At 51.1% G+C, this 19894-nt stretch carries 16 protein-coding genes; 9 read left to right on the top strand and 7 right to left on the bottom strand.

Features of this window, described 5'->3' with window-relative positions; translation table 11 throughout:
- Nucleotides 1-59: 59 nt before the first annotated feature.
- On the top strand, nt 60-827 hold the full coding sequence (gene pdeH, locus SBG_RS16650) for a cyclic-guanylate-specific phosphodiesterase (RefSeq protein ID WP_000595631.1): 768 nt from the start codon (nt 60-62) through the stop codon (nt 825-827).
- Between the two features lie 108 nt (nt 828-935).
- Nucleotides 936-2996 carry an AsmA family protein gene (locus tag SBG_RS16645; RefSeq protein WP_000158690.1) on the top strand — a complete coding sequence of 687 codons (2061 nt, stop codon included), beginning with the start codon at nt 936-938 and terminating at the stop codon, nt 2994-2996.
- 103 nt (nt 2997-3099) lie between these two features.
- On the opposite strand, the gene SBG_RS16640 is transcribed toward SBG_RS16645, so the two are convergent.
- The 3 genes from SBG_RS16640 to SBG_RS16630 all read right to left on the bottom strand — a co-directional run bounded on the left by SBG_RS16640 (nt 3100) and on the right by SBG_RS16630 (nt 6726).
- The gene (locus tag SBG_RS16640; RefSeq protein WP_001195089.1) at nt 3100-4422 is read right to left on the bottom strand and encodes an MFS transporter; all 1323 of its coding nucleotides are present in this window, start codon (nt 4420-4422) and stop codon (nt 3100-3102) included.
- Nucleotides 4423-4726: 304 nt separating this feature from the next.
- On the bottom strand, nt 4727-5755 hold the full coding sequence (gene yhjD, locus SBG_RS16635) for an inner membrane protein YhjD (RefSeq protein WP_000191236.1): 1029 nt from the start codon (nt 5753-5755) through the stop codon (nt 4727-4729).
- Between the two features lie 71 nt (nt 5756-5826).
- Nucleotides 5827-6726 (bottom strand): LysR family transcriptional regulator, encoded by a 900-nt coding sequence (locus SBG_RS16630; RefSeq protein WP_024135136.1) that lies wholly within the window; start codon nt 6724-6726, stop codon nt 5827-5829.
- A gap of 629 nt (nt 6727-7355) precedes the next feature.
- Here SBG_RS16630 and SBG_RS16625 point away from each other — a divergent pair.
- Nucleotides 7356-7958: a response regulator transcription factor gene (locus SBG_RS16625; RefSeq protein ID WP_001196092.1), complete on the top strand. Its 603-nt coding sequence runs from the start codon at nt 7356-7358 to the stop codon at nt 7956-7958.
- On the opposite strand, the gene SBG_RS16620 is transcribed toward SBG_RS16625, so the two are convergent.
- Complete coding sequence (locus SBG_RS16620; protein WP_001120256.1) at nt 7933-8319, bottom strand: glycoside hydrolase family protein; 387 nt, start codon at nt 8317-8319, stop codon at nt 7933-7935. The genes SBG_RS16625 and SBG_RS16620 overlap by 26 nt on opposite strands.
- A 280-nt stretch (nt 8320-8599) precedes the next feature.
- Here SBG_RS16620 and SBG_RS16615 point away from each other — a divergent pair, with 280 nt between their 5' ends.
- Nucleotides 8600-10189, top strand: coding sequence for an STY4199 family HEPN domain-containing protein (locus SBG_RS16615; RefSeq protein WP_000184994.1), 1590 nt, complete (start codon nt 8600-8602; stop codon nt 10187-10189).
- A gap of 29 nt (nt 10190-10218) precedes the next feature.
- Here SBG_RS16615 and SBG_RS16610 read toward each other — a convergent pair whose 3' ends face one another.
- A complete protein-coding gene (locus SBG_RS16610; protein ID WP_000934260.1) occupies nt 10219-11868 on the bottom strand; it encodes an alpha,alpha-trehalase in 1650 nt (549 codons plus the stop codon).
- A 324-nt stretch (nt 11869-12192) separates the two neighbouring features.
- Between SBG_RS16610 and SBG_RS16605 the strand changes: the two genes are divergently transcribed.
- The 5 genes from SBG_RS16605 to fraE all read left to right on the top strand — a co-directional run bounded on the left by SBG_RS16605 (nt 12193) and on the right by fraE (nt 17450).
- The gene (locus SBG_RS16605; RefSeq protein ID WP_024135135.1) at nt 12193-12912 is read left to right on the top strand and encodes a GntR family transcriptional regulator; all 720 of its coding nucleotides are present in this window, start codon (nt 12193-12195) and stop codon (nt 12910-12912) included.
- A 175-nt stretch (nt 12913-13087) separates the two neighbouring features.
- The gene (gene fraB / locus SBG_RS16600; protein ID WP_015703046.1) at nt 13088-14065 is read left to right on the top strand and encodes a 6-phosphofructose-aspartate deglycase; all 978 of its coding nucleotides are present in this window, start codon (nt 13088-13090) and stop codon (nt 14063-14065) included.
- Nucleotides 14066-14129: 64 nt separating this feature from the next.
- The gene (fraD, locus tag SBG_RS16595) at nt 14130-14975 is read left to right on the top strand and encodes a fructose-aspartate kinase (RefSeq protein WP_000028445.1); all 846 of its coding nucleotides are present in this window, start codon (nt 14130-14132) and stop codon (nt 14973-14975) included.
- Nucleotides 14976-15028: 53 nt separating this feature from the next.
- Entirely contained in the window at nt 15029-16348 is a 1320-nt protein-coding gene (locus SBG_RS16590; protein ID WP_000498942.1) for an anaerobic C4-dicarboxylate transporter family protein, read from the top strand.
- A gap of 58 nt (nt 16349-16406) precedes the next feature.
- Complete coding sequence (gene fraE, locus SBG_RS16585) at nt 16407-17450, top strand: fructose-asparagine asparaginase (RefSeq protein ID WP_000702749.1); 1044 nt, start codon at nt 16407-16409, stop codon at nt 17448-17450.
- 46 nt (nt 17451-17496) lie between these two features.
- Here the strand turns inward: fraE and gorA are convergent, their stop codons facing one another.
- Together gorA and SBG_RS16575 are read right to left on the bottom strand one after the other, a co-directional pair.
- On the bottom strand, nt 17497-18849 hold the full coding sequence (gene gorA, locus SBG_RS16580) for a glutathione-disulfide reductase (RefSeq protein ID WP_000160770.1): 1353 nt from the start codon (nt 18847-18849) through the stop codon (nt 17497-17499).
- A 104-nt stretch (nt 18850-18953) separates the two neighbouring features.
- On the bottom strand, nt 18954-19796 hold the full coding sequence (locus tag SBG_RS16575) for a 23S rRNA (adenine(2030)-N(6))-methyltransferase RlmJ (RefSeq protein WP_000954228.1): 843 nt from the start codon (nt 19794-19796) through the stop codon (nt 18954-18956).
- Between the last annotated feature and the right edge of the window lie 98 nt (nt 19797-19894).

The following is a 19894-nucleotide window of genomic DNA, read 5'->3' as shown; positions in this document are numbered from 1 at the left end:
AACGCCGATAACCTTTGACAAGTCCGGACAGTCACACTCCCATTAACAGGACAACTGAGATGATAAAGCAGGTTATCCAGCAGCTAAGCGTCCCTGATGCAGGTATCGAGAACTTGCAGGAACGGCGCTATTGGCTGCAATGCGAGCGTGCCTATACTTACCAGCCGATATATCAGACGAATGGCCGTCTGATGGCGGTTGAACTTCTGACGGTCGTCACCCATCCTGATAACCCTTCCAGACGTATTGCCCCGGATCGTTATTTTGCGGAATTAGCGGTTCGACACCGTATTGAGGTGGTGAAAGAGCAACTTCATCAGCTTGAACAAAAAGCCGATTTTTTCACCCGCCACCACTTGTTGGCATCGGTCAATGTGGACGGCCCTACGCTGATTGCGATGCGTCGGCAGCCGGATATTCTGGCAACGATGGAGCGCTTGCCCTGGCTGCGTTTCGAACTCGTCGAACATATTCGTTTGCCCAAAGACTCCTCTTTCGCCTCAATGTGTGAGTTCGGCCCGCTATGGCTGGATGATTTCGGTACCGGTATGGCTAACTTTTCAGCGCTGAGTGAAGTGCGCTATGACTACATAAAAGTCGCGCGGGATCTGTTTGTCATGCTGCGTCAGACCCCCGAAGGGCGTAACCTTTTCATCTTGCTGCTGCAACTGATGAACCGCTACTGCCGCGGCGTGATTGTCGAAGGCGTGGAGACGCTGGAAGAGTGGCGTGATGTTCAGCGCTCACCCGCATTTGCGGCTCAGGGCTATTTCCTTTCCCGCCCTGTGCCGCTGGTATCGCTTGAAGAGGTCATACAGACCCTGTAACGCAGACTGCTCCCATAATCTGTGGTATCACGGGGCGCGGTCGTCCTCCTTTTTCGTCTGGCTGAACTATCTTTAGGACAGGCAAGGGAAGAAGTGAGGAAATAACACATGACTAAAGCAGGCAAAATAACCGCCGCCATTACAGGGACTTTCTTGTTGTTGATCGTCATAGTTATTATTTTGATCGCAACATTTGACTGGAACCGCCTTAAACCGACCATCAACCAGAAAGTCTCTACCGAGCTGAACCGGCCTTTCGCGATTCGCGGCGATTTAGGCGTGGTGTGGGAACGTCAAAAGCAGGAGACCGGCTGGCGAAGCTGGGTGCCGTGGCCGCATGTCCACGCCGAAGACGTCATTCTCGGCAATCCGCCCGATATTCCAGAAGTGACGATGGTGCATCTGCCCCGCGTTGAAGCGACGCTCGCCCCGCTGGCGTTACTGACCAAAACTGTCTGGCTGCCGTGGATCAAACTGGTGAAACCCGATGCGCGTCTTATTCGTCTGTCCGAGAAAAACAATAACTGGACCTTTCATCTCGCACAAGACGAGAATCCGGACCCGAATGCTAAGCCTTCTGCCTGGTCCTTCCGGCTGGATAATATTCTCTTCGACCAGGGGCGAATCGCGATCGATGATAAGGTCAGCAAAGCGGATATCACTATTCTGATCGATCCGTTAGGCAAACCGTTGCCGTTCAGCGAAGTGACGGGAACGAAAGGCAAAGACGATAAAGCCAGAGTGGGCGATTATGTCTTCGGCCTGAAGGCGCAGGGGCGTTATAACGGTGAACCGTTGACCGGTACGGGGAAAATAGGCGGTATGCTGGCATTGCGTAGCGAAGATACGCCTTTTCCGGTGCAGGCCGATTTTCGCTCTGGCAATACGCGGGTGGCCTTCAGCGGCGTGGTCAATGATCCGATGAACATGGGCGGCGTCGACCTACGGCTTAAATTTTCCGGCGATTCACTGGGCGATTTATATGATTTAACTGGCGTATTGCTGCCGGATACGCCGCCGTTTGAAACTGATGGTCGGCTGGTGGCGAAAATCGACGCTGAAAAGTCATCGGTATTTGATTATCGCGGTTTTAACGGGCGCATTGGCGACAGTGATATCCACGGTTCCCTTACTTATACCACTGGTAAACCGCGCCCAAAACTGGAAGGCGACGTTGAATCGCGCCAGCTACGGCTGGCCGATCTCGGGCCGCTGATTGGTGTGGATTCCGGGAAAGGCGCTGAGCAGTCGAAACGGTCTGAACAGCGCAAAGGCGAGAAGAATGTTCAGCCGGCGGATAAAGTATTGCCTTACGATCGCTTTGAAACGGACAAATGGGACGTTATGGACGCCGATGTCCGTTTTAAAGGCCGACGTATTGAACATGGCAGTAATCTGCCGATCAGCGATCTGTCGACCCATATCATTTTGAAAAACGCCGACTTACGTCTCCAGCCGTTGAAGTTTGGTCTGGCAGGCGGCAGCATTGTATCCAACATCCATCTGGAAGGGGATAAAAAGCCGATGCAGGGACGGGCGGATATACAGGCGCGTCGACTGAAGCTTAAAGAACTGATGCCGGATGTGGAGCTGATGCAGAAAACGCTGGGCGAGCTGAACGGCGATGCGGATATTCGCGGTACAGGCAATTCAGTCGCCGCTCTGCTTGGCAACAGCAACGGCAACCTTAAATTGTTGATGAATGATGGGTTGATTAGCCGCAACCTGATGGAAATCGTGGGACTGAACGTCGGCAACTATATTGTCGGGCAGATTTTTGGCGATGACGAAGTCCGGGTTAACTGTGCGGCGGCGAACCTCAATATTACGAACGGCGTAGCGCGGCCGCAGATTTTTGCTTTTGATACGGAAAATGCGTTGGTTAACGTGACCGGCACAGCGAGTTTTGCCTCTGAACAGCTGGATTTAACCATCGATCCGGAAAGTAAGGGGATTCGCATTATCACGCTGCGATCGCCGCTTTACGTACGTGGGAGTTTTAAAAATCCGCAGGCGGGTGTGAAGCCCGGCCCACTGATTGCGCGCGGCGCGGTTGCGGCGGCGCTGGCGACGTTGGTGACCCCCGCCGCTGCTCTGCTGGCACTCATCTCGCCTTCTGAAGGCGAAGCCAATCAGTGCCGGACAATTTTAACGCAGATGAAGCAGTAACGTAAAACAGAGTACCGGAGGGCGAGGCAAAGCGTCTTAACCGGCCTACGTAATGCTCACCTCGTAGGCCGCATAAGCGCAGCGTCATCCGGCTGCGCCCCTATTATAACGACTGATGACGCGTCTCATGGGTTAGCAGCAGCGCAATCAGCGTCAGCGCGGCCATGGACGCCAGGTAAACCCCAACGGCGGCCAGTCCATAGTGACTCTGCAACCATGCGGCAATATACGGAGCGACGGAAGCGCCCAGAATCGATGACACATTGTAGGAAAACGACGCACCGGTATAACGTACTTCCGTTGGGAACAGCTCCGGCAGTAGTGCCCCCATCGGGCCGAAGGTTAACCCCATCAGACTCAAACCTAATAACAGGAACGCGAATACCAGCGCTGGATTGCCGGAACCCAGTAACGGAGTAAAGGCGAACAACGCGAAGAGGATGATGAGCGTGGTAATGATAACCATGCTTTTCCGACGGCCAAATGCATCCGCCAGTAGGCCGGCGACAGGCACCATCACGCCGAAACCAATCACTGCCATCATCAGCATCCACAGTATTTCATTACGCGGCAGGCCAAGCCCCACAGGTGCAGCGGCGGTACTGTAAGTCATGGAATAGACGGTCATGATATAGAACAGTGTATAGGTTGCCAGCATAATGAACGTGCCGAGAATGGTTACGCGGACATGTTTCGTTAACAATGTGCCCAGCGGAATTTTCACCTGTTTTTTCGCTGCAGCCACTTTCGCAAATACCGGTGTTTCATGCAGTGACACGCGCACATACAGGCCGATAATGACCAGTACCGCTGAGAAAATAAACGGGACGCGCCAGCCCCAGCTCATAAACTGTTCGTCCGTCAGCAACCATGAGAGCAGCAGAAAGGTGCCATTAGCGAAAAAGAAGCCGATAGGCGCGCCCAGCTGCGGAAAAGATCCATACAACGCGCGTTTACGCGGCGGCGCATTTTCTGTCGCCAGCAGCGCCGCGCCGCCCCACTCGCCGCCCAGGCCCAGCCCCTGGCCGAAACGCGCCAGCGCCAGCAGCAACGGTGCGAAAATGCCTATCGTCGCGTAGCCCGGTAACAGGCCGATAATGACCGTCGAAATCCCCATGGTCAGCAGCGAGGCCACGAGGGTGACTTTGCGGCCTACCCGGTCGCCGAAATGACCGAATAGCGCAGAGCCAATTGGACGCGCCACAAACGCGATAGCGAAGGTGGCGAGCGATTGTAGCGTTGCCGCGGTGGGATCGCCTTGCGGAAAGAAAATATGAGGGAATACGATCACCGCAGCGGTGGCATAAATATAGAAGTCGAAGAACTCAATCGCGGTGCCGATAAGCGAGGCGACGACAACTTTATTGCGTGAGTTTACCGGAACATGTTCCTGCTCATGGTCGAGTGTTGTGGCGGTTGTTTGCATATAATTTTCTTATTTTTGGCGAACGAATGGCCATATTACGCACAGCAAATGATATATTTCAATCTGTAACAAAAATGAAAAATGGTCAAAAAAGACGCAAAAAGGGGATAATGTTTAGGCCCGCAATTTCGCTTCTATGAAATGCTTCACATAATTTTAAATCTGGTGGATAAAACTGGTTTAAGGTTAAATAAAAGTTAATGTATGGATTTATATGCTGAAACAAAGGCCGAGGGCGGAAGGTCGTGCCTGATGATAGGCCGGATAGGACGTCGCCCGTCGCCATCCGGCATCAACCCGCAAGTTAGTGTTGGGTTTTTCCTGGCATTCGTGGGTCATCCTTGTATTCGGCGGTCGCTATCCAGGCTGCGCAGAATAACGTCAGACGGGCAAAAAAGTAAAAGAACGCCATCAGACCGAGTACAGAGCCAAACGCCGCGCCGGAAGGCGATTTCACCAGTGATGGCAGCGTATAGGTCATAATGATTTTAATTACTTCAAAACCGATAGCGGCGATAAACGTACCGCGAATCAATGCTTTTTTACGTGGACGGTGACGAGGCAGGCGCCAAAAAATCCAGAAGAAAAGCAAATAGTTGGCAAAAATAGAGATCGTCAGGCCAATCAAATGCCAGGCGGGTTTTAACCACTCAATACTGTCAAGATACAATGCTGAAATAATCATCTGCTGGGCGGAGCCCGCGATGGAAGTAATAGACAACGTAATGATTAAAGCGACCAATAACCCAATCAGTGAGATAAAATCACGCAGATATTTGAGCCAGATTTTTTCCTGATCCTGCGGTGTTCGCTCCCAGACATCCCGCGACTGGGCACGAATCGCTTCCCGCAGATTCCCCATCCAGTTAACGCCGGAGTAGAGCGCGATACCCAGTCCGACCAGCCCTACCGTGGTACGTTGTTGAACCGCCGTGTTAATCGTATTTTTCAGCGTGGACGCCAGCGTAGGATCGCTCACATTCATCAATATCTTGCTGAAGATATCTTCCAGCAGATTAGGATGCGAAGCGAGAATAAAACCGGCTGCGGCAAAGGACACCATCATTATCGGGATCATCGACAGAAACGAGAAGTAGGTGATAGCCGCGCCAAACTGATTGCCCAGCCGGTCATTAAAACGTTCGGTCGCGCGAATGAGGTGAGCCACCATCGGCTGGCGCTGGATTTTTTGCATCAGGGCGGTGAGGGAATGCAACGCCTGATTTGCTTTCTCACTTTTTTCCGGCGCGTGATGCGGCTGGGTTTCAATTTTTTGTACCGGGTCGAGTTCCAGTTCCTGAATGGGGCGTTTTACGTCATTTTCCTGCGTCATCAGGTCGGTCGTCCTTCATCATCAATCGAGTATTTCAGTATAGCTTCTCCCCGGCTGATGCCGAAAAGTAGCTATTCTGTGGCATCTTTGATTGCCTCCGTCAGCCATGTCATAAACAGATGTACCCGGCGGGAAAGATTACGGCGATGGGGATAAAGCAGAGTGACCGGTAGCGGGCTGGCGCGATATTGCGGCAAAATCTCAACGAGCATTCCAGCGCGTAAAGCTTCACGCACCGTCACGCGCGGCGTCTGAATGATGCCCAGTCCTGCCAGACAGGCACTATGCCAGGTTTCCGTACTGTTTACGGTTAACATTCCGCCAGTTTTTACCCATTGCATACCGTGGACGGTGTCGAGGGCAAAACCCGGTGAAGAGACGCCTGGCGTCAATGAATAATGCACCATTGCATGTGAGGTCAGGTCATTAAGACTTTCCGGATAACCAAATCGTTCCAGGTATTGTGGGCTGGCGCAGTTCACCATCGTCAGATTGCCAAGTGGGCGTGTCAGTATCCCTGGCGCGTGTAACGGCCCTGTACGTACCACACAGTCGAAATCCTCGCGTAATACATCGATCTGGCGATCGCCACTGCAGAGCTCCAGCGCAATGCCGGGATAATGATGTAAAAAAGTGGGCAGACGCGGCATGATCAGACTGTTTGCGAGACCAGACGGTATATCTACCCGTATTTTTCCGCTGATACTGGCGGGGTCAGGCTGGAAAAAACTTTCCAGTTCATCCAGGTTGCTCAACAGATCTTTTGCTCGCTCATAGTAGATCATTCCATCCTGAGTAAGCTGTACCCGCCGGGTGGTGCGGTGGAGCAGGCGTATACCCAGCTGGTTTTCCAGCGCTTGTATCTGCCGGGAAATACTGCCTGTGGGTAGACCGGCCTCTTCTGCCGCCCGGGAAAAGCTTTCCCGTTCCGCCACACGGATAAATAATTTCATTGCATATATTTTATCCATCATCAGGCTCTATTGTTGTCTTGAGTGTAACAATAATACTAAAAACGCCTTTTTATTGATTTTCTAGCATCTAATAAGGGCTTTCGCAAACGTTGTCTGCGTGAAGGATTACGTTTGATAGCGTTGCACATCGGATTTCCTCCTTGAATACGGTGACTGCTGCGTTAAAAAACCGTGAAACGAGGCGAGGATAGTAAAATAGTGACGATAAAAGCGGAGATGATGGGATGGAGAGTGCGTGTGTCGATGCTATTTTAACCGGGTTTGCCGCCGCGACAGTGAGAGGCTTTATCACTTTTTTAACGCCGTGTGCTAATTTATACTTTGTAACATATCAAGCGAAAAACAGGCGTTTCCTTTGCGGTGCACCAGGGGTACTCTTTCGGTAAATTAATATTCAAGATGACATTATTTGTCTGCTTTAATAAGATATTCCTTAAATTAAACCGTTAATTTTATCCACTTCTGTAATCCCGAACCTGAAGCTGTAAATAATCATAATCTCCCGCTTCCTTATACGATGGCTATCGGTAAAATGGCCCAGGCCAAATGGCGAATTCTTATTTTACCCTGTGGGTAATACCCTTCCTCACCTTGAGGCTATTATCTTACCCTGGCGGAGAAAAGTAATGCAGGTAATCATGTTTGACAGGCAGTCAATATTTATTCACGGAATGAAAATCAGTTTGCAACAACGTATTCCGGGAATAAGTATCCAGAGTGTCGGTCAGGCTGAAGAGCTATGGCAAAAAGTAGAGAGCCTGCCAGAAGCGCTGGTCATGCTCGATGGCGGCCTGGAGGCTGAATTTTGCCGCTGGCTGCTGCAAAGGACGGTGCAGCAATTTCCCGAGGTAAAGATTATCATTACGGCAACGGAAAACAGCCAGAAGTGGTTGCATGAAATGATGCAATTTAACATTCAGGCCATTGTACCGCGTGATTCCGACGCGGAGACCTTTGCCCTTGCGCTCAATACTGTCGCTCGCGATATGTTGTTTTTGCCGGGGGACTGGTTAAATTCAACCGCGCCGGAATCCCGCGATATAAAATCATTAAGCGCCCGTCAACGGGAAATTTTAAAGATGCTTGCCGCAGGCGAGTCGAATAAGCAAATTGGACGAGCGTTAAATATTAGTACCGGAACTGTTAAAGCGCATCTTGAGTCGCTCTACCGACGACTGGATGTAAAAAATCGTACTCAGGCCGCTATGATGTTAAACGAAGCGAATTAATAAGATTAAACGACAGCCCACCGGGTCCTGTCGGTGAAATATCCCCCGTATTGATTAACGATAAAAAACGCTGGTGTCCGATGCTGAACATCAGCGCAATAAGCGTTTCACGTTGAAACTGATCATTAAGTTCCGGTAGATAAGTTTGTAGCAGCTTATCGCAGTTATTGAGGTCATCCAGCAAGAATGCTTCTGCCTGTTTGGGCGTAATGAACGTTGTCGTCTCATCCGGCGTCAGCATATGCCCATAACCAATCACCTGATTTCCCTGCCGATCGCGATACTTTTCCAGCGACAGACCTTGCCACTGTTTAATAAACGCAACACAGGCAGGGCTAAAACGCGTTGAAATGTGCGGCATGGCGCTTTTCTCATAAAAAGCGCGATTATAAAGTGTACTGCCAGCATGACTAGCGGTCAGATGACCTGGCGCTGGCAGGGAAAAGGTCTAGGCCGCTTGCCGTTACGCTATGTTGACAGAATGAAAAGCTAATGTTTTAGGTTAGCAACCGATCTTCTTATAAATTTGCAATGATTAAGATTAAGTCACTGAAATGTGGCTAAATCTGGTATATCTATGAAAAAACATAATTAAAAGAGAACTCAGATCTCGTCGCGGGATCGTCTTTTTAGGGAAGATAATGACGAATAGCGCTTCGCAGGCGATACGCGCGCCTTTTGAACATAGTCTGGGAATTATCCGCCAGGCATCAATGGAAATCTTGCTGCTGCTGGGCATTCATACCGCAGAGGGAAAAGATCCCCGGTGGTTCATGGAACAACTGGAGCAGGCGCGTCTCAACCTGGGCGGGTGGGGCGCGGTAGCGAAAAAATTGCGGATAAATGACGCGCAGTTAAGTCAGTTTATGCTGCAACTGCGCCACCTTCAACAGCAGGTCCCGCAGTATGACAATGGGCAAGAGGTGAGCGAAAATCAGCTGATTGCCGCTTTGCGTTTTGTCACCACGCTGGAACACCTCCGCCAGCAGCAACCATTGCTGACATATCAAACTGACCTGGAAGAACTCAGCCAGGAGACGCATCTTGAAGCGCAGCGTCAACTGCGCGCACTAGAGCTGACATTAAAAGCGCTTATTGCACGCGCCTGGCCGGACCGGGCGTCTTTGAATCACTTCCTCAAGCAAAATTTCGGCCCGGACCGGTTGCGACAGTGGCTGAAGCAGGGAGAAGATCAACATGCGCTGGAAGGTATGTTGTTTAGCGAGCTGGCGCTCATGGTGGTCGATAAGAAATTGTTTGCCCGCCACTACGTCAGAATTTTTAATGATGCCTCAGCGCTGACATTGTTCGCCGAACCCCGTACAACACTGCGTCTGTTTCTGGATAATTGCCGCCTCGCGCGAAATGAGGTTATCGCCAGACAGCCGCTTACCTCAGCGCAACTTATGCTGCTCAACGTTCAGTATCAGCAAATCGTTCGGCCCATTCAGCGGGCCTATGCCGAAAAGCGTACCCGCGTGAATCCGGCTTCGTTTCTGATGGTGGATGACCGGGAACTGCGCCAGTTTTGGGAGACTGCGCGGCGTAAAGATCGGCAGACCGGGACAGACAAACATGAAATCAGTGAGAGTATTGAACCACCGCGTAAGCGGCCTCCGCGTACGCCTGAAGAACGTGAGCAACTCATTTCCGGCGCTTTGTGGGGTGGGGTTGGCGTCATGACGCTGACGATACTGGCGGGCGCGTTCTGGCTATTTAGTTCGCCGTCGCCAGGCACCGGGAACGGGCAAGCTCCCGCCATTGCGCAGGATGAACCGCCGCGCGAGGCGCCTTCCGCGCGGGAAACGCTCAATCATATGGGGATTACCTGGGATGCGTTTACTATGCGGGCGGCGATAGATCGCAATGATACGCGGGTGACAGCGTTGTTTCTGCAGGGAGGAATGAACTGGCAGCTCGCGTGGACGGAGCAGGCGTTTGCGACGGGTCATACCGAAGTGTTGCAACTGTTGTTGCGTTATCCCGCGCTGATGGATGAGGTAAAACCCTGCCGACGATTTATCACGACGTTAAGCCATGCGATGTCGGGAGGCGCTCCCCTGACCGCGATGCATAAAACCTATCTGCAAACGTTTTGCACGGTACCGGCTGTTGTGACGCGCCAACAGCACGATATGGAACAAGCCCGGTTACGCGCTCACGCCCGGCCCAGCGCAGAAAATAAAAAATGGCTGAAAATTCAGACAGCCATTTATAATGCGATTCACTAGCGGCGGACAGGCGTTACCGCGGCAACGGGTTAAGGTTCTCCGTAAAGGCCAATCAAACGGCGCACCACGCCGTTGGTCCAGCCGAATCCATCCTGGAGCGGATACTCGCCCCCGCCGCCTTCGCGGGGCGTACCGCCGGAAATATGGTATTTCTCAATCAGTTTATGATGCTGCTGATAAAAATGGTTCACCGTTTTTAACCAGTTATGGGCGATCTCATCGCCCAGCATATCGTCGCCATAGAGTTTGAAACCCTGGATTGCCATCCATTGTAGCGGGGCCCAGCCGTTCGGCTTATCCCACTGTTCACCGGTTTCGTATTCCGTGGCCATAATTCCGCCGGGCGTTAACAGGCGGCTGCGTACCACATTCGCCAGGCGGTCGGCCTGTTCATGGCTCGCCATACCGACATACAGCGGCACGATGCTGGCAGCAGAAAAGAGTGCCATTTCTTCGCGCCGCCAGTCATAGTCGCGATAACAGCCGTTTTCGTCATCCCACAGGTAATGGTTCACCGCGGCGCGGCGATCGCTGGCTTTCTGGCGAAATAATGCTTCAGTTTCACGTTCGCCTTTCAGCGCGGAAATATTGGCGATGGCACTCTCCAGTTTGTACAGAAAAGCGTTCAAATCGATGGGAATAAACTGAGTCGTGCGTATACTGGCAAGCCGACCTGCGTCACGTAACCAGCGTGACGAATAGTCCCAGCCGGATGCCGCTCCGGCGCGCAAATCCCGGTAGACTTCATTGGCTGGACGGCCAGAATGTTTGGCGGTTTCGACATCTTCCAGCCAGGACTCGTCGCGCGGCGTGTCGCGATCGTCCCAGTAGCGGTTCAGCAGGGAACCGTTCGGCATCCGCACGACATGGCGGTAGGCCTGGTTGAGCGCCAGCGATTCGGCGCCGTCCATCCAGAAAGCGTATTCCATTTTAAGATGGTCAAGATAACGCCGCGCACCGCGCACGCCATCTTCTTCGAACAGTTCAACCATCAGAGCGAAAACCGGCGGCTGAGAGCGGCTCAGGTAGTAGGTACGGTTGCCGTTGGGAATATGCCCGTAATTTTCAATCATCCAGGCAAAATTATCCGCCATACATTTAAGTAAGTCTTCGCGCCCGCTTTCCGCCAGACCCAGCATGGTAAAATAAGAGTCCCAATAATAGGTTTCGCTAAACCGGCCGCCCGGGACGATATAAGATTGCGGCAGCGCCAGCAGCGAAGACCACGGAATATGATCTTGCGGTTCGCGCGTCAGTATCGGCCAAAGCTGGTCAATATGTTCTTTGAGCGAGTTTTCGGGGTTAGAGACATACTCGCTGGATAAGGTTTCCGGTAGCCAGAAATGGTTTTCGACGAAGCGGCGTAAGTCAAAATCACGGTGGCGTCTGACCTTACGGTAGCGGATAAGGATATCGAGCGGGTCCATTTTTGGCGCGCAGTCCGGGAATGTTTTACTGTCTGGAAACAGTTTTGTTGACTGTACATGCTCGAACAGTTCGAGATAACGATCGGCAGGCGTCAGGGCGTCAGAGGCGGGAAGCCCCTCGATCATCTCCGGCTCCGGTTCCGCCTCGATCATTTCATCCAGCTTTAACTCGCACGGATCTGTTTCATACAGCAGATCGACATCGATCGTCAGATCTTCAGAAGGCGTGGGGTTTACTTTCTGGTTGAGCATAATGACAAGGACCTCCGGCTTGCGTCGTAAAAGATACGGGTGTTGCCCGGCTGTCTATTAAGCGTAGACATTCGCTTCGATACATGGGTTGCAAAGTGTGCTGTGGATCACATTTTGTAGTTTGCCTGTAAAAAAATAGTTGTCTAACTCATTGAATTTTATAAACAAAAGCCTTTTTTCATGACGTCTCCCTTCGACCTAAAATCAGAACATTCGTTTTGCAGCGATCTACCTACGTAGCCGCATAGCGTGGATTGACAAGCAAAGGTAATGTAAATAGTTATAATACAGGGCATGGCATCATGATAATACAAATGGATACAAATAATGGAGCAACCCGACACCAATAGCGCCAGGCCGCTTTATAAGCAGCTCGAGACTGCATTAAAAGAGGCCATTGTGCGTGGAGAGTATAAACCAGGACAGCAAATTCCGACGGAAAATGAACTTAGCGCGCGCTGGCAGGTGAGCAGAGTCACAGTCCGTAAGGCGCTGGATGCGCTGGCGCGTGAAAATTTGCTGACCCGCGTTTCCGGTAAAGGCACTTTTGTCTCCAGTGAAAAATTTCAGCGCAGTATGACCGGTATCATGAGTTTCAGTGAGTTATGCCAGTCCCAGGGGCGTCGGCCAGGATCAAAAACGATTAAATCTGTTTTTGAATCGGTAGATGATGAGACAAAAGCGTTACTGAATATGAACGATGGTGAAAAAGCCGTGGTTATTGAACGTATTCGCTATGCCGATGATGTTGCAGTGTCGCTGGAAACGGTCCAGCTTCCTCCGCGTTTTGCCTTTTTACTGGAAGAAGATCTCAACAATCACTCTTTGTATGAATGTTTACGTGAGAAACACCATTTATGGTTTACCCATTCCCGTAAGGTGATTGAGCTGGTTTATGCCAGCTTTGAGGTTGCCCACTATCTCGGGGTCAATGAGCGTTATCCGTTGATTTTGATAAAAAGTGAAATGGTTGATAACAAAGGAGAACTCTCCTGCGTTTCGCAGCAGTTGATTGTTGGCGATAAAATACGTTTTACCGTATGACGTGAATGTTACGCCAATGGTTAGCAGGCTGAATCGGGATCCAGATCGCGGATCCCGATTTTTTTTGGTTTTCATCTTGATCGAATGTATTTAAATGTCATATAAAAATAACAATACATTATGAGTCATTTGCGGCGAATTCTCGCCTGTATCATTGATGGAACCAGAGGAAAGCATGATGGGTATGAAAGAGACAGTTAGCAACATTGTGACCAGTCGGGCGGAGAAAGGGGGCGTTAAATACGTTTATTATGTGGCGTGCGGCGGCTCTTATGCGGCGTTCTATCCGGCGAAAGCGTTTTTAGAAAAAGAGGCGAAAGCGTTAACTGTCGGTCTGTATAACAGCGGTGAATTTATCAACAATCCGCCGGTAGCGCTGGGAGAAAATGCCGTTGTGGTTGTCGCCTCTCACAAAGGTAATACGCCAGAGACAATCAAAGCGGCTGAAATCGCCCGTCAGCACGGCGCGCCGGTCATTGGTTTAACCTGGATAATGGATTCACCGTTGGTGGCGCATTGCGACTATGTGGAAACGTACACGTTTGGCGACGGTAAAGATATTGCCGGAGAGAAAACGATGAAAGGCCTGCTGAGTGCGGTCGAGCTGCTCCAGCAGACGGAAGGGTATGCGCACTACGACGATTTTCAGGATGGCGTCAGCAAAATCAATCGTATTGTCTGGCGCGCTTGCGAGCAGGTTGCGGAGCGCGCGCAGGCGTTCGCGCAGGAATATAAAGACGATAAAGTCATTTACACCGTCGCCAGCGGCGCAGGCTATGGCGCAGCCTACCTGCAGAGCATCTGTATCTTTATGGAAATGCAGTGGATACATTCGGCCTGTATTCATAGTGGTGAGTTTTTTCATGGACCGTTTGAAATTACCGATGCGAATACGCCTTTCTTCTTCCAGTTTTCCGAGGGCAATACGCGGGCGGTGGATGAACGCGCGTTAACCTTCCTGAAAAAATATGGCCGCCGGATTGAAGTTGTCGATGCGAAAGAACTGGGGCTATCTACCATTAAAACTACGGTTATTGATTATTTTAACCACTCACTCTTTAATAATGTGTATCCCGTTTATAATCGGGCGTTAGCCGAGGCGCGTCAGCATCCATTGACCACGCGTCGCTATATGTGGAAAGTGGAATATTAATTAACTCAGGATTGATAAAAAAGCAGGGACGCTTTTTAATTTAAATATCAGGCAAGGAATACTTATGAGCATCAGTGTATTGGGTATTGGCGACAACGTTGTCGATAAATACCTGCATTCCGGTATCATGTACCCCGGCGGTAATGCATTAAATTTTTCTGTCTATGCGAAATTAGTAGACATCCCCAGCGCGTTTATGGGGGCGTTTGGCAATGACGATGCGGCGCAGCATGTACAAGATGTATTACATCAATTACAGATAGACATCTCTCATTGCCGCTATTATGCCGGCGAAAACGGTTATGCCTGTATCCGTCTCAATAACGGTGACCGGGAATTTGTCACCAGCAATAAAAATGGTGTATTGCGGGAACATCCTTTTAGACTGACCGACAGCGATCTTCGGTATATATCACAATTTACCTTAGTCCATTCCAGCATTAACGGCCACCTGGAATCGGAGCTGGAGAAAATTAAACAACAAAACGTCTTATTATCTTTTGATTTTTCCTGGCGCGGTACAGATGAATATTTTGAAAAGGTGTGCCCGTGGGTAGATTATGGCTTTATCTCCTGTAGCGGTTTATCAACAGATGAAATCAAAGCCAAAACAAGTCAACTTTATCACTATGGCTGTCGGCATATTATTGCTACTTGTGGGCATGATAAGGTTTATTATTTTTCCGGCAAAGAGTATCTGGAGTGGCAACCTGATTATATCGAACCTGTCGATACCCTTGGCGCAGGCGACGCCTTCTTAACCGGTTTTCTGCTTTCTATTGTGCAGTCTGGTATGGCGCAACCGGATAAAGCAAGCGTATTACACGCCATGCAGCAGGGGGGAAAATCGGCAGCTCAGGTTTTATCTCATTATGGCGCATTTGGGTTTGGTAAGCCGTTTGCGCAGTAGGTTACGTCCCTCAATGTAAAGCGACATTCACTCCAGATAATCCAGGAGGAAGTATGTTTTGGACGGAGTTAGGTTTTATCCTTGTGGCCCTGATGATAGGCGCCAGGATTGGCGGCGTATTCCTGGGGATGGTCGGTGGATTAGGCGTCGGCGTAATGGTTTTTGTTTTCGGCCTGACACCCTCTACACCGCCAATTGATGTTATTCTGATTATCCTTTCTGTTGTCCTGGCGGCCGCGTCGTTACAGGCTTCCGGCGGGCTGGATTTACTGGTTAAACTGGCGGAAAAAATTCTGCGACGTCACCCTCGCTATATTACATTATTAGCGCCGTTTATCTGTTATATCTTCACGTTTATGTCAGGAACGGGACATGTCGTTTATAGCTTATTGCCAGTTATTTCCGAAGTTGCGAGAGATTCGGGCATTCGACCGGAGCGGCCATTATCTATTTCCGTTATCGCCTCGCAACAGGCGATAACCGCCAGTCCTATCTCTGCCGCTATGGCGGCGATGATGGGGTTAATGGCGCCGCTGGGCATCTCTATTTCAACCATTATGATGATTTGCGTACCCGCCACGTTAATCGGCGTAGCGATGGGGGCAATAGCGACCTTTAATAAAGGAAAAGAATTAAAAGATGATCCGGAATATCAGCGTCGACTTGCTGAAGGATTAATTAAATCCGCGCAGAAGGAAAGCGAAAATATCGTGGTTGGCTGGCGCGCCAAATTATCGGTGGCGTTATTTCTGACCAGTGCGATCGTTATCGTTCTGTTAGGATTGATTCCGGCGTTACGGCCAATGGTGGACACAGCGAAAGGGCTTCAGCCGCTGTCGATGTCTGCTGCTATCCAGATTACGATGCTTTCGTTTGCCTGCCTGATTGTGCTGTTATGCCGCCCGCAGGTCGATCAAATTATTAGCGGTACGGTATTTCGGGCCGGTGCGCTGGCGATTGTCTGCGCCTTCGGTCTGGCCTGGATGAGCGAAACCTTCGTGAATGGGCATATCGTGCTGATTAAAGCCGAAGTACAAACGTTGCTACAGCAGCATACCTGGCTTATCGCCATTATGATGTTTTTCGTGTCCGCCATGGTCAGCAGCCAGGCGGCAACCACCTTAATACTGCTGCCGTTGGGGCTGGCATTAGGCTTGCCTGCGTATGCTTTAATCGGCTCCTGGCCTGCGGTTAACGGCTATTTCTTTATTCCGGTGGCAGGTCAGTGTCTGGCGGCGCTGGCTTTTGACGATACCGGTACGACGCGCATCGGGAAATATGTGCTTAACCATAGTTTTATGCGTCCGGGATTAGTTAACGTGATTGTCTCGGTTATTGTTGGGCTGCTGATAGGGAAAATGGTGCTGGCCTGATTGCCATTAATGTTCTTACTGCCCACGTCACCTATTATTTTTAATTCAGAGGAAGAAAATGAAAATTAGAGTTTTCATGGCCACCGTGTTGCTGCTCATCAGTCATTGTGTATTTAGCGCAACGTCACTACCGCATATTGTTATTCTCGCGACAGGCGGTACTATCGCCGGGACGGCAGCCAATAATACGCAAACCGCCGGCTATAAATCCGGTGAACTTGGCGTGCAAACATTAATAAATGCCGTACCGGAAATGAGTAATATCGCTCGCGTTGACGGCGAGCAGGTGGCGAATATTGGTAGCGAAAATATGACCAGCGATATTATCCTGAAACTTTCGCAAAAGGTGAATGCGTTATTGGCGCGGGACGATGTTGACGGTGTGGTTATTACTCACGGCACTGACACGCTCGATGAAACCGCCTACTTTCTTAATTTGACCGTGAAAAGTGACAAACCGGTGGTGTTTACCGCTGCAATGCGGCCCGCGTCGGCAATCAGCGCCGATGGCGCAATGAACCTGCTGGAAGCGGTCACGGTGGCTGCCGATCCGAACGCAAAAGGACGCGGCGTGATGGTGATTTTAAACGATCGTATCGGTTCTGCGCGCTTTGTGACGAAAACCAATGCCACGACGCTGGATACCTTTAAAGCGCCGGAAGAGGGCTATCTGGGGGTCATTGTTAATGGTAACCCGCAGTTCGAAACGCGGGTGGAAAAAATCCATACCCTGCGATCTGTTTTTGACGTACGTAATATCAAAAAATTACCCAATGTGGTCATTATTTACGGCTATCAGGATGACCCGGAATATATGTATGATGCGGCGATCGCCCATCATGTCGACGGCATTATTTATGCCGGAACCGGCGCAGGTTCAGTGTCCGTACGCAGCGACGCGGGGATTAAAAAAGCGGAGAAAGCCGGGATTATTGTAGTACGTGCTTCCCGCACCGGAAATGGCGTGGTTCCTCTGGATAAAGGACAGCCGGGACTGGTGTCCGATTCGCTCAACCCGGCGAAGGCGCGGATATTGCTGATGACGGCGTTAACCCGGACGCGTAATCCGGAACTGATTCAACGTTATTTCAGTACGTATTAATCAGTTTGTTCTGTGCGCCCATGTTACAGGATGGGCGCACAGGAAATTAACGCATGGTCACAAACTCTTCCGATGCGGTCGGGTGGATGGCGACGGTATTATCGAAGTCTTTCTTGGTTGCACCCATCTTCAGCGCTACCGCGAAGCCCTGCAACATTTCATCCATACCGAAGCCGATGCCGTGGATGCCCACAATTTTCTCTTCCGGCCCGACGCAGACCAGCTTCATACGGCACGGTTGGCGGTGCGTTGTGACAGCGGTATACATGGCGGTAAACGACGATTTATAAACCTTCACTTGCTCATCGCCGTACTGCTCACGCGCCTGTGGCTCGCTTAACCCGACGGTACCGATAGGCGGATGGCTAAAGACCACGGTCGGGATATTGCTGTAGTCCAGATGCTCGTCCGGCTTGTTGTTAAACAGGCGTTCGGAGAGGCGGCGACCGGCAGCAACCGCGACGGGCGTTAGTTCTACCGCGCCAGTATTGTCGCCAACGGCGTAAATTCCTTCAACGTTGGTATTCTGGAATTTATCGACAATGATGTGACCTTTTTCATTGGTTTTCACGCCCGCTGCCGCCAGGTTAAGATTATCAGTCGCCGGTTCGCGACCAATCGCCCAGATCAGGCAATCAACGGTTTCGCTGCGGCCATCTTCCAGCTCCAGAGTCAGACTGCCGTCGGCGTTTTTTACCACGGCTTTCGGTACAGAATGGGTGTGCAATTGCGGGCCTTCGGCGTTCATCACTTCAACCAGAGTGTCGCTAATCATCGGGTCAAAACTGCGCAGTGGCGCATGTTTACGGACAAACAGATGCGTTTTGGCACCCAGTGCGTTGATCACGCCAGCCAGTTCAACGGCAATATAACCTGCGCCAACCACTGCGACGCGCTCCGGCAAGGCAGGCAGTGCAAAGAAGCCGTCGGAATCAATGCCGTACTCCGCGCCCGGAATGTTCGGATGGCTCGGACGACCGCCGGTAGCGATCAAGATATGGTCGGCGGTGATGGTTTCGCCGTTCACTTCAATGGTTTTGGTATCGACAAAGCGGGCAAAGCCTTTGATCACATCCACGTTATTTTTGCCCAGCACGTTGTCGTATGAAGTATGGATGCGGTCAATATACGCGGTACGGCTGGCTATCAGCTTGCTCCAGTCGAACTGATTAATCGTGGCGTCAAAACCGTAGTCCGGGCCATACAAATGAATCGCTTCACGAATTTGCGCGGCATGCCACATTACTTTCTTCGGCACACAGCCCACGTTAACACAGGTGCCGCCCAGTTCTTTGGCTTCGATGAGCGCGCATTTCTGGCCGTACATGGCAGCGCGGTTAATCGAGGCGATACCGCCGCTGCCGCCGCCGATAGCGATGTAATCATAGTGTTTGGTCATGACCGCTCCTTTATGTTCGTTGTCGGACGGATAGGTTCTGCGCTACCCGCCAAAATATTCGCGATTGTATACCTGAAGTTAAAAGGTTCCACCGATGGCTGCGATTACTCCGGCACGATCCAGCTTACCGAGGTATGTCCGTGACCGTTCGGCGCCAGCTTGCTGTGCAGCCACGGTAACACGTTGTTCATCTGCTGCTCCAGTTTCCACGGCGGGTTAATCACAATCATGCCGGATGCCGTCATACCGCGCTGATCGCTATCCGGGCGGATCGCCAGCTCAATTTGCAGAATTTTGCGGATGCCGGTGGCCTCCAGATCATGAATCATGCGCTTAATCTGCTGGCGTAACACCACCGGATACCATAGCGCGTACGTGCCGGTGGCGAAACGTTTATATCCTTCACTAATACCGTTGACCACGGCCTGGTAGTCGGTTTTGATTTCATAAGGCGGGTCAATGAGGATCAGGCCGCGGCGGGAAACCGGCGGTAATTTGGCTTTTAACTGCTGATAGCCGTCGGCGCGCTCCACGCGGGCACGGTTGTCTTTTTGAAACTCTGCACGCAACAGAGGGAAATCGCTGGGATGCAATTCCGTGAGTTGCAGACTGTCCTGCTCGCGCAGCAACTGGCGGGCAATTAACGGCGAACCCGGATAGTAGCGTAATTGCCCACTGCGATTGAAGTGTTTTACCACGCCAATATACGCCTCCAGTTCAGCGGGGAGGTCGTCCTGCTGCCAGATTCGGGCGATGCCTTCCAGATACTCTCCGGTACGTTCAGCATGTTCGCTGCCCAACAGATAGCGCCCCGCGCCAGCGTGCGTGTCCAGATAGAGAAACGGTTTTTCTTTTTCTTTGAGCGATTCGATTATCAGACTCTGAACGGTGTGTTTTAGGACGTCGGCATGGTTGCCTGCGTGAAAGCTGTGGCGATAACTGAGCATGGATGCAGATATTCCGGGAAGTAAACAAGTTAACCGATAGTTTACCGCAGTTCCGCGCAGATTACCCCAGTACCGCTATGTTGTTTCGCCTGTTGTGA

Origin of the sequence: Salmonella bongori NCTC 12419 (assembly GCF_000252995.1) — a bacterium.
Classification (GTDB): Bacteria; Pseudomonadota; Gammaproteobacteria; order Enterobacterales; family Enterobacteriaceae; genus Salmonella; species Salmonella bongori.
The sequence above is the reverse complement of the archived record's forward strand: the minus strand, read 5'-3'. Positions and strand labels throughout refer to the sequence as shown.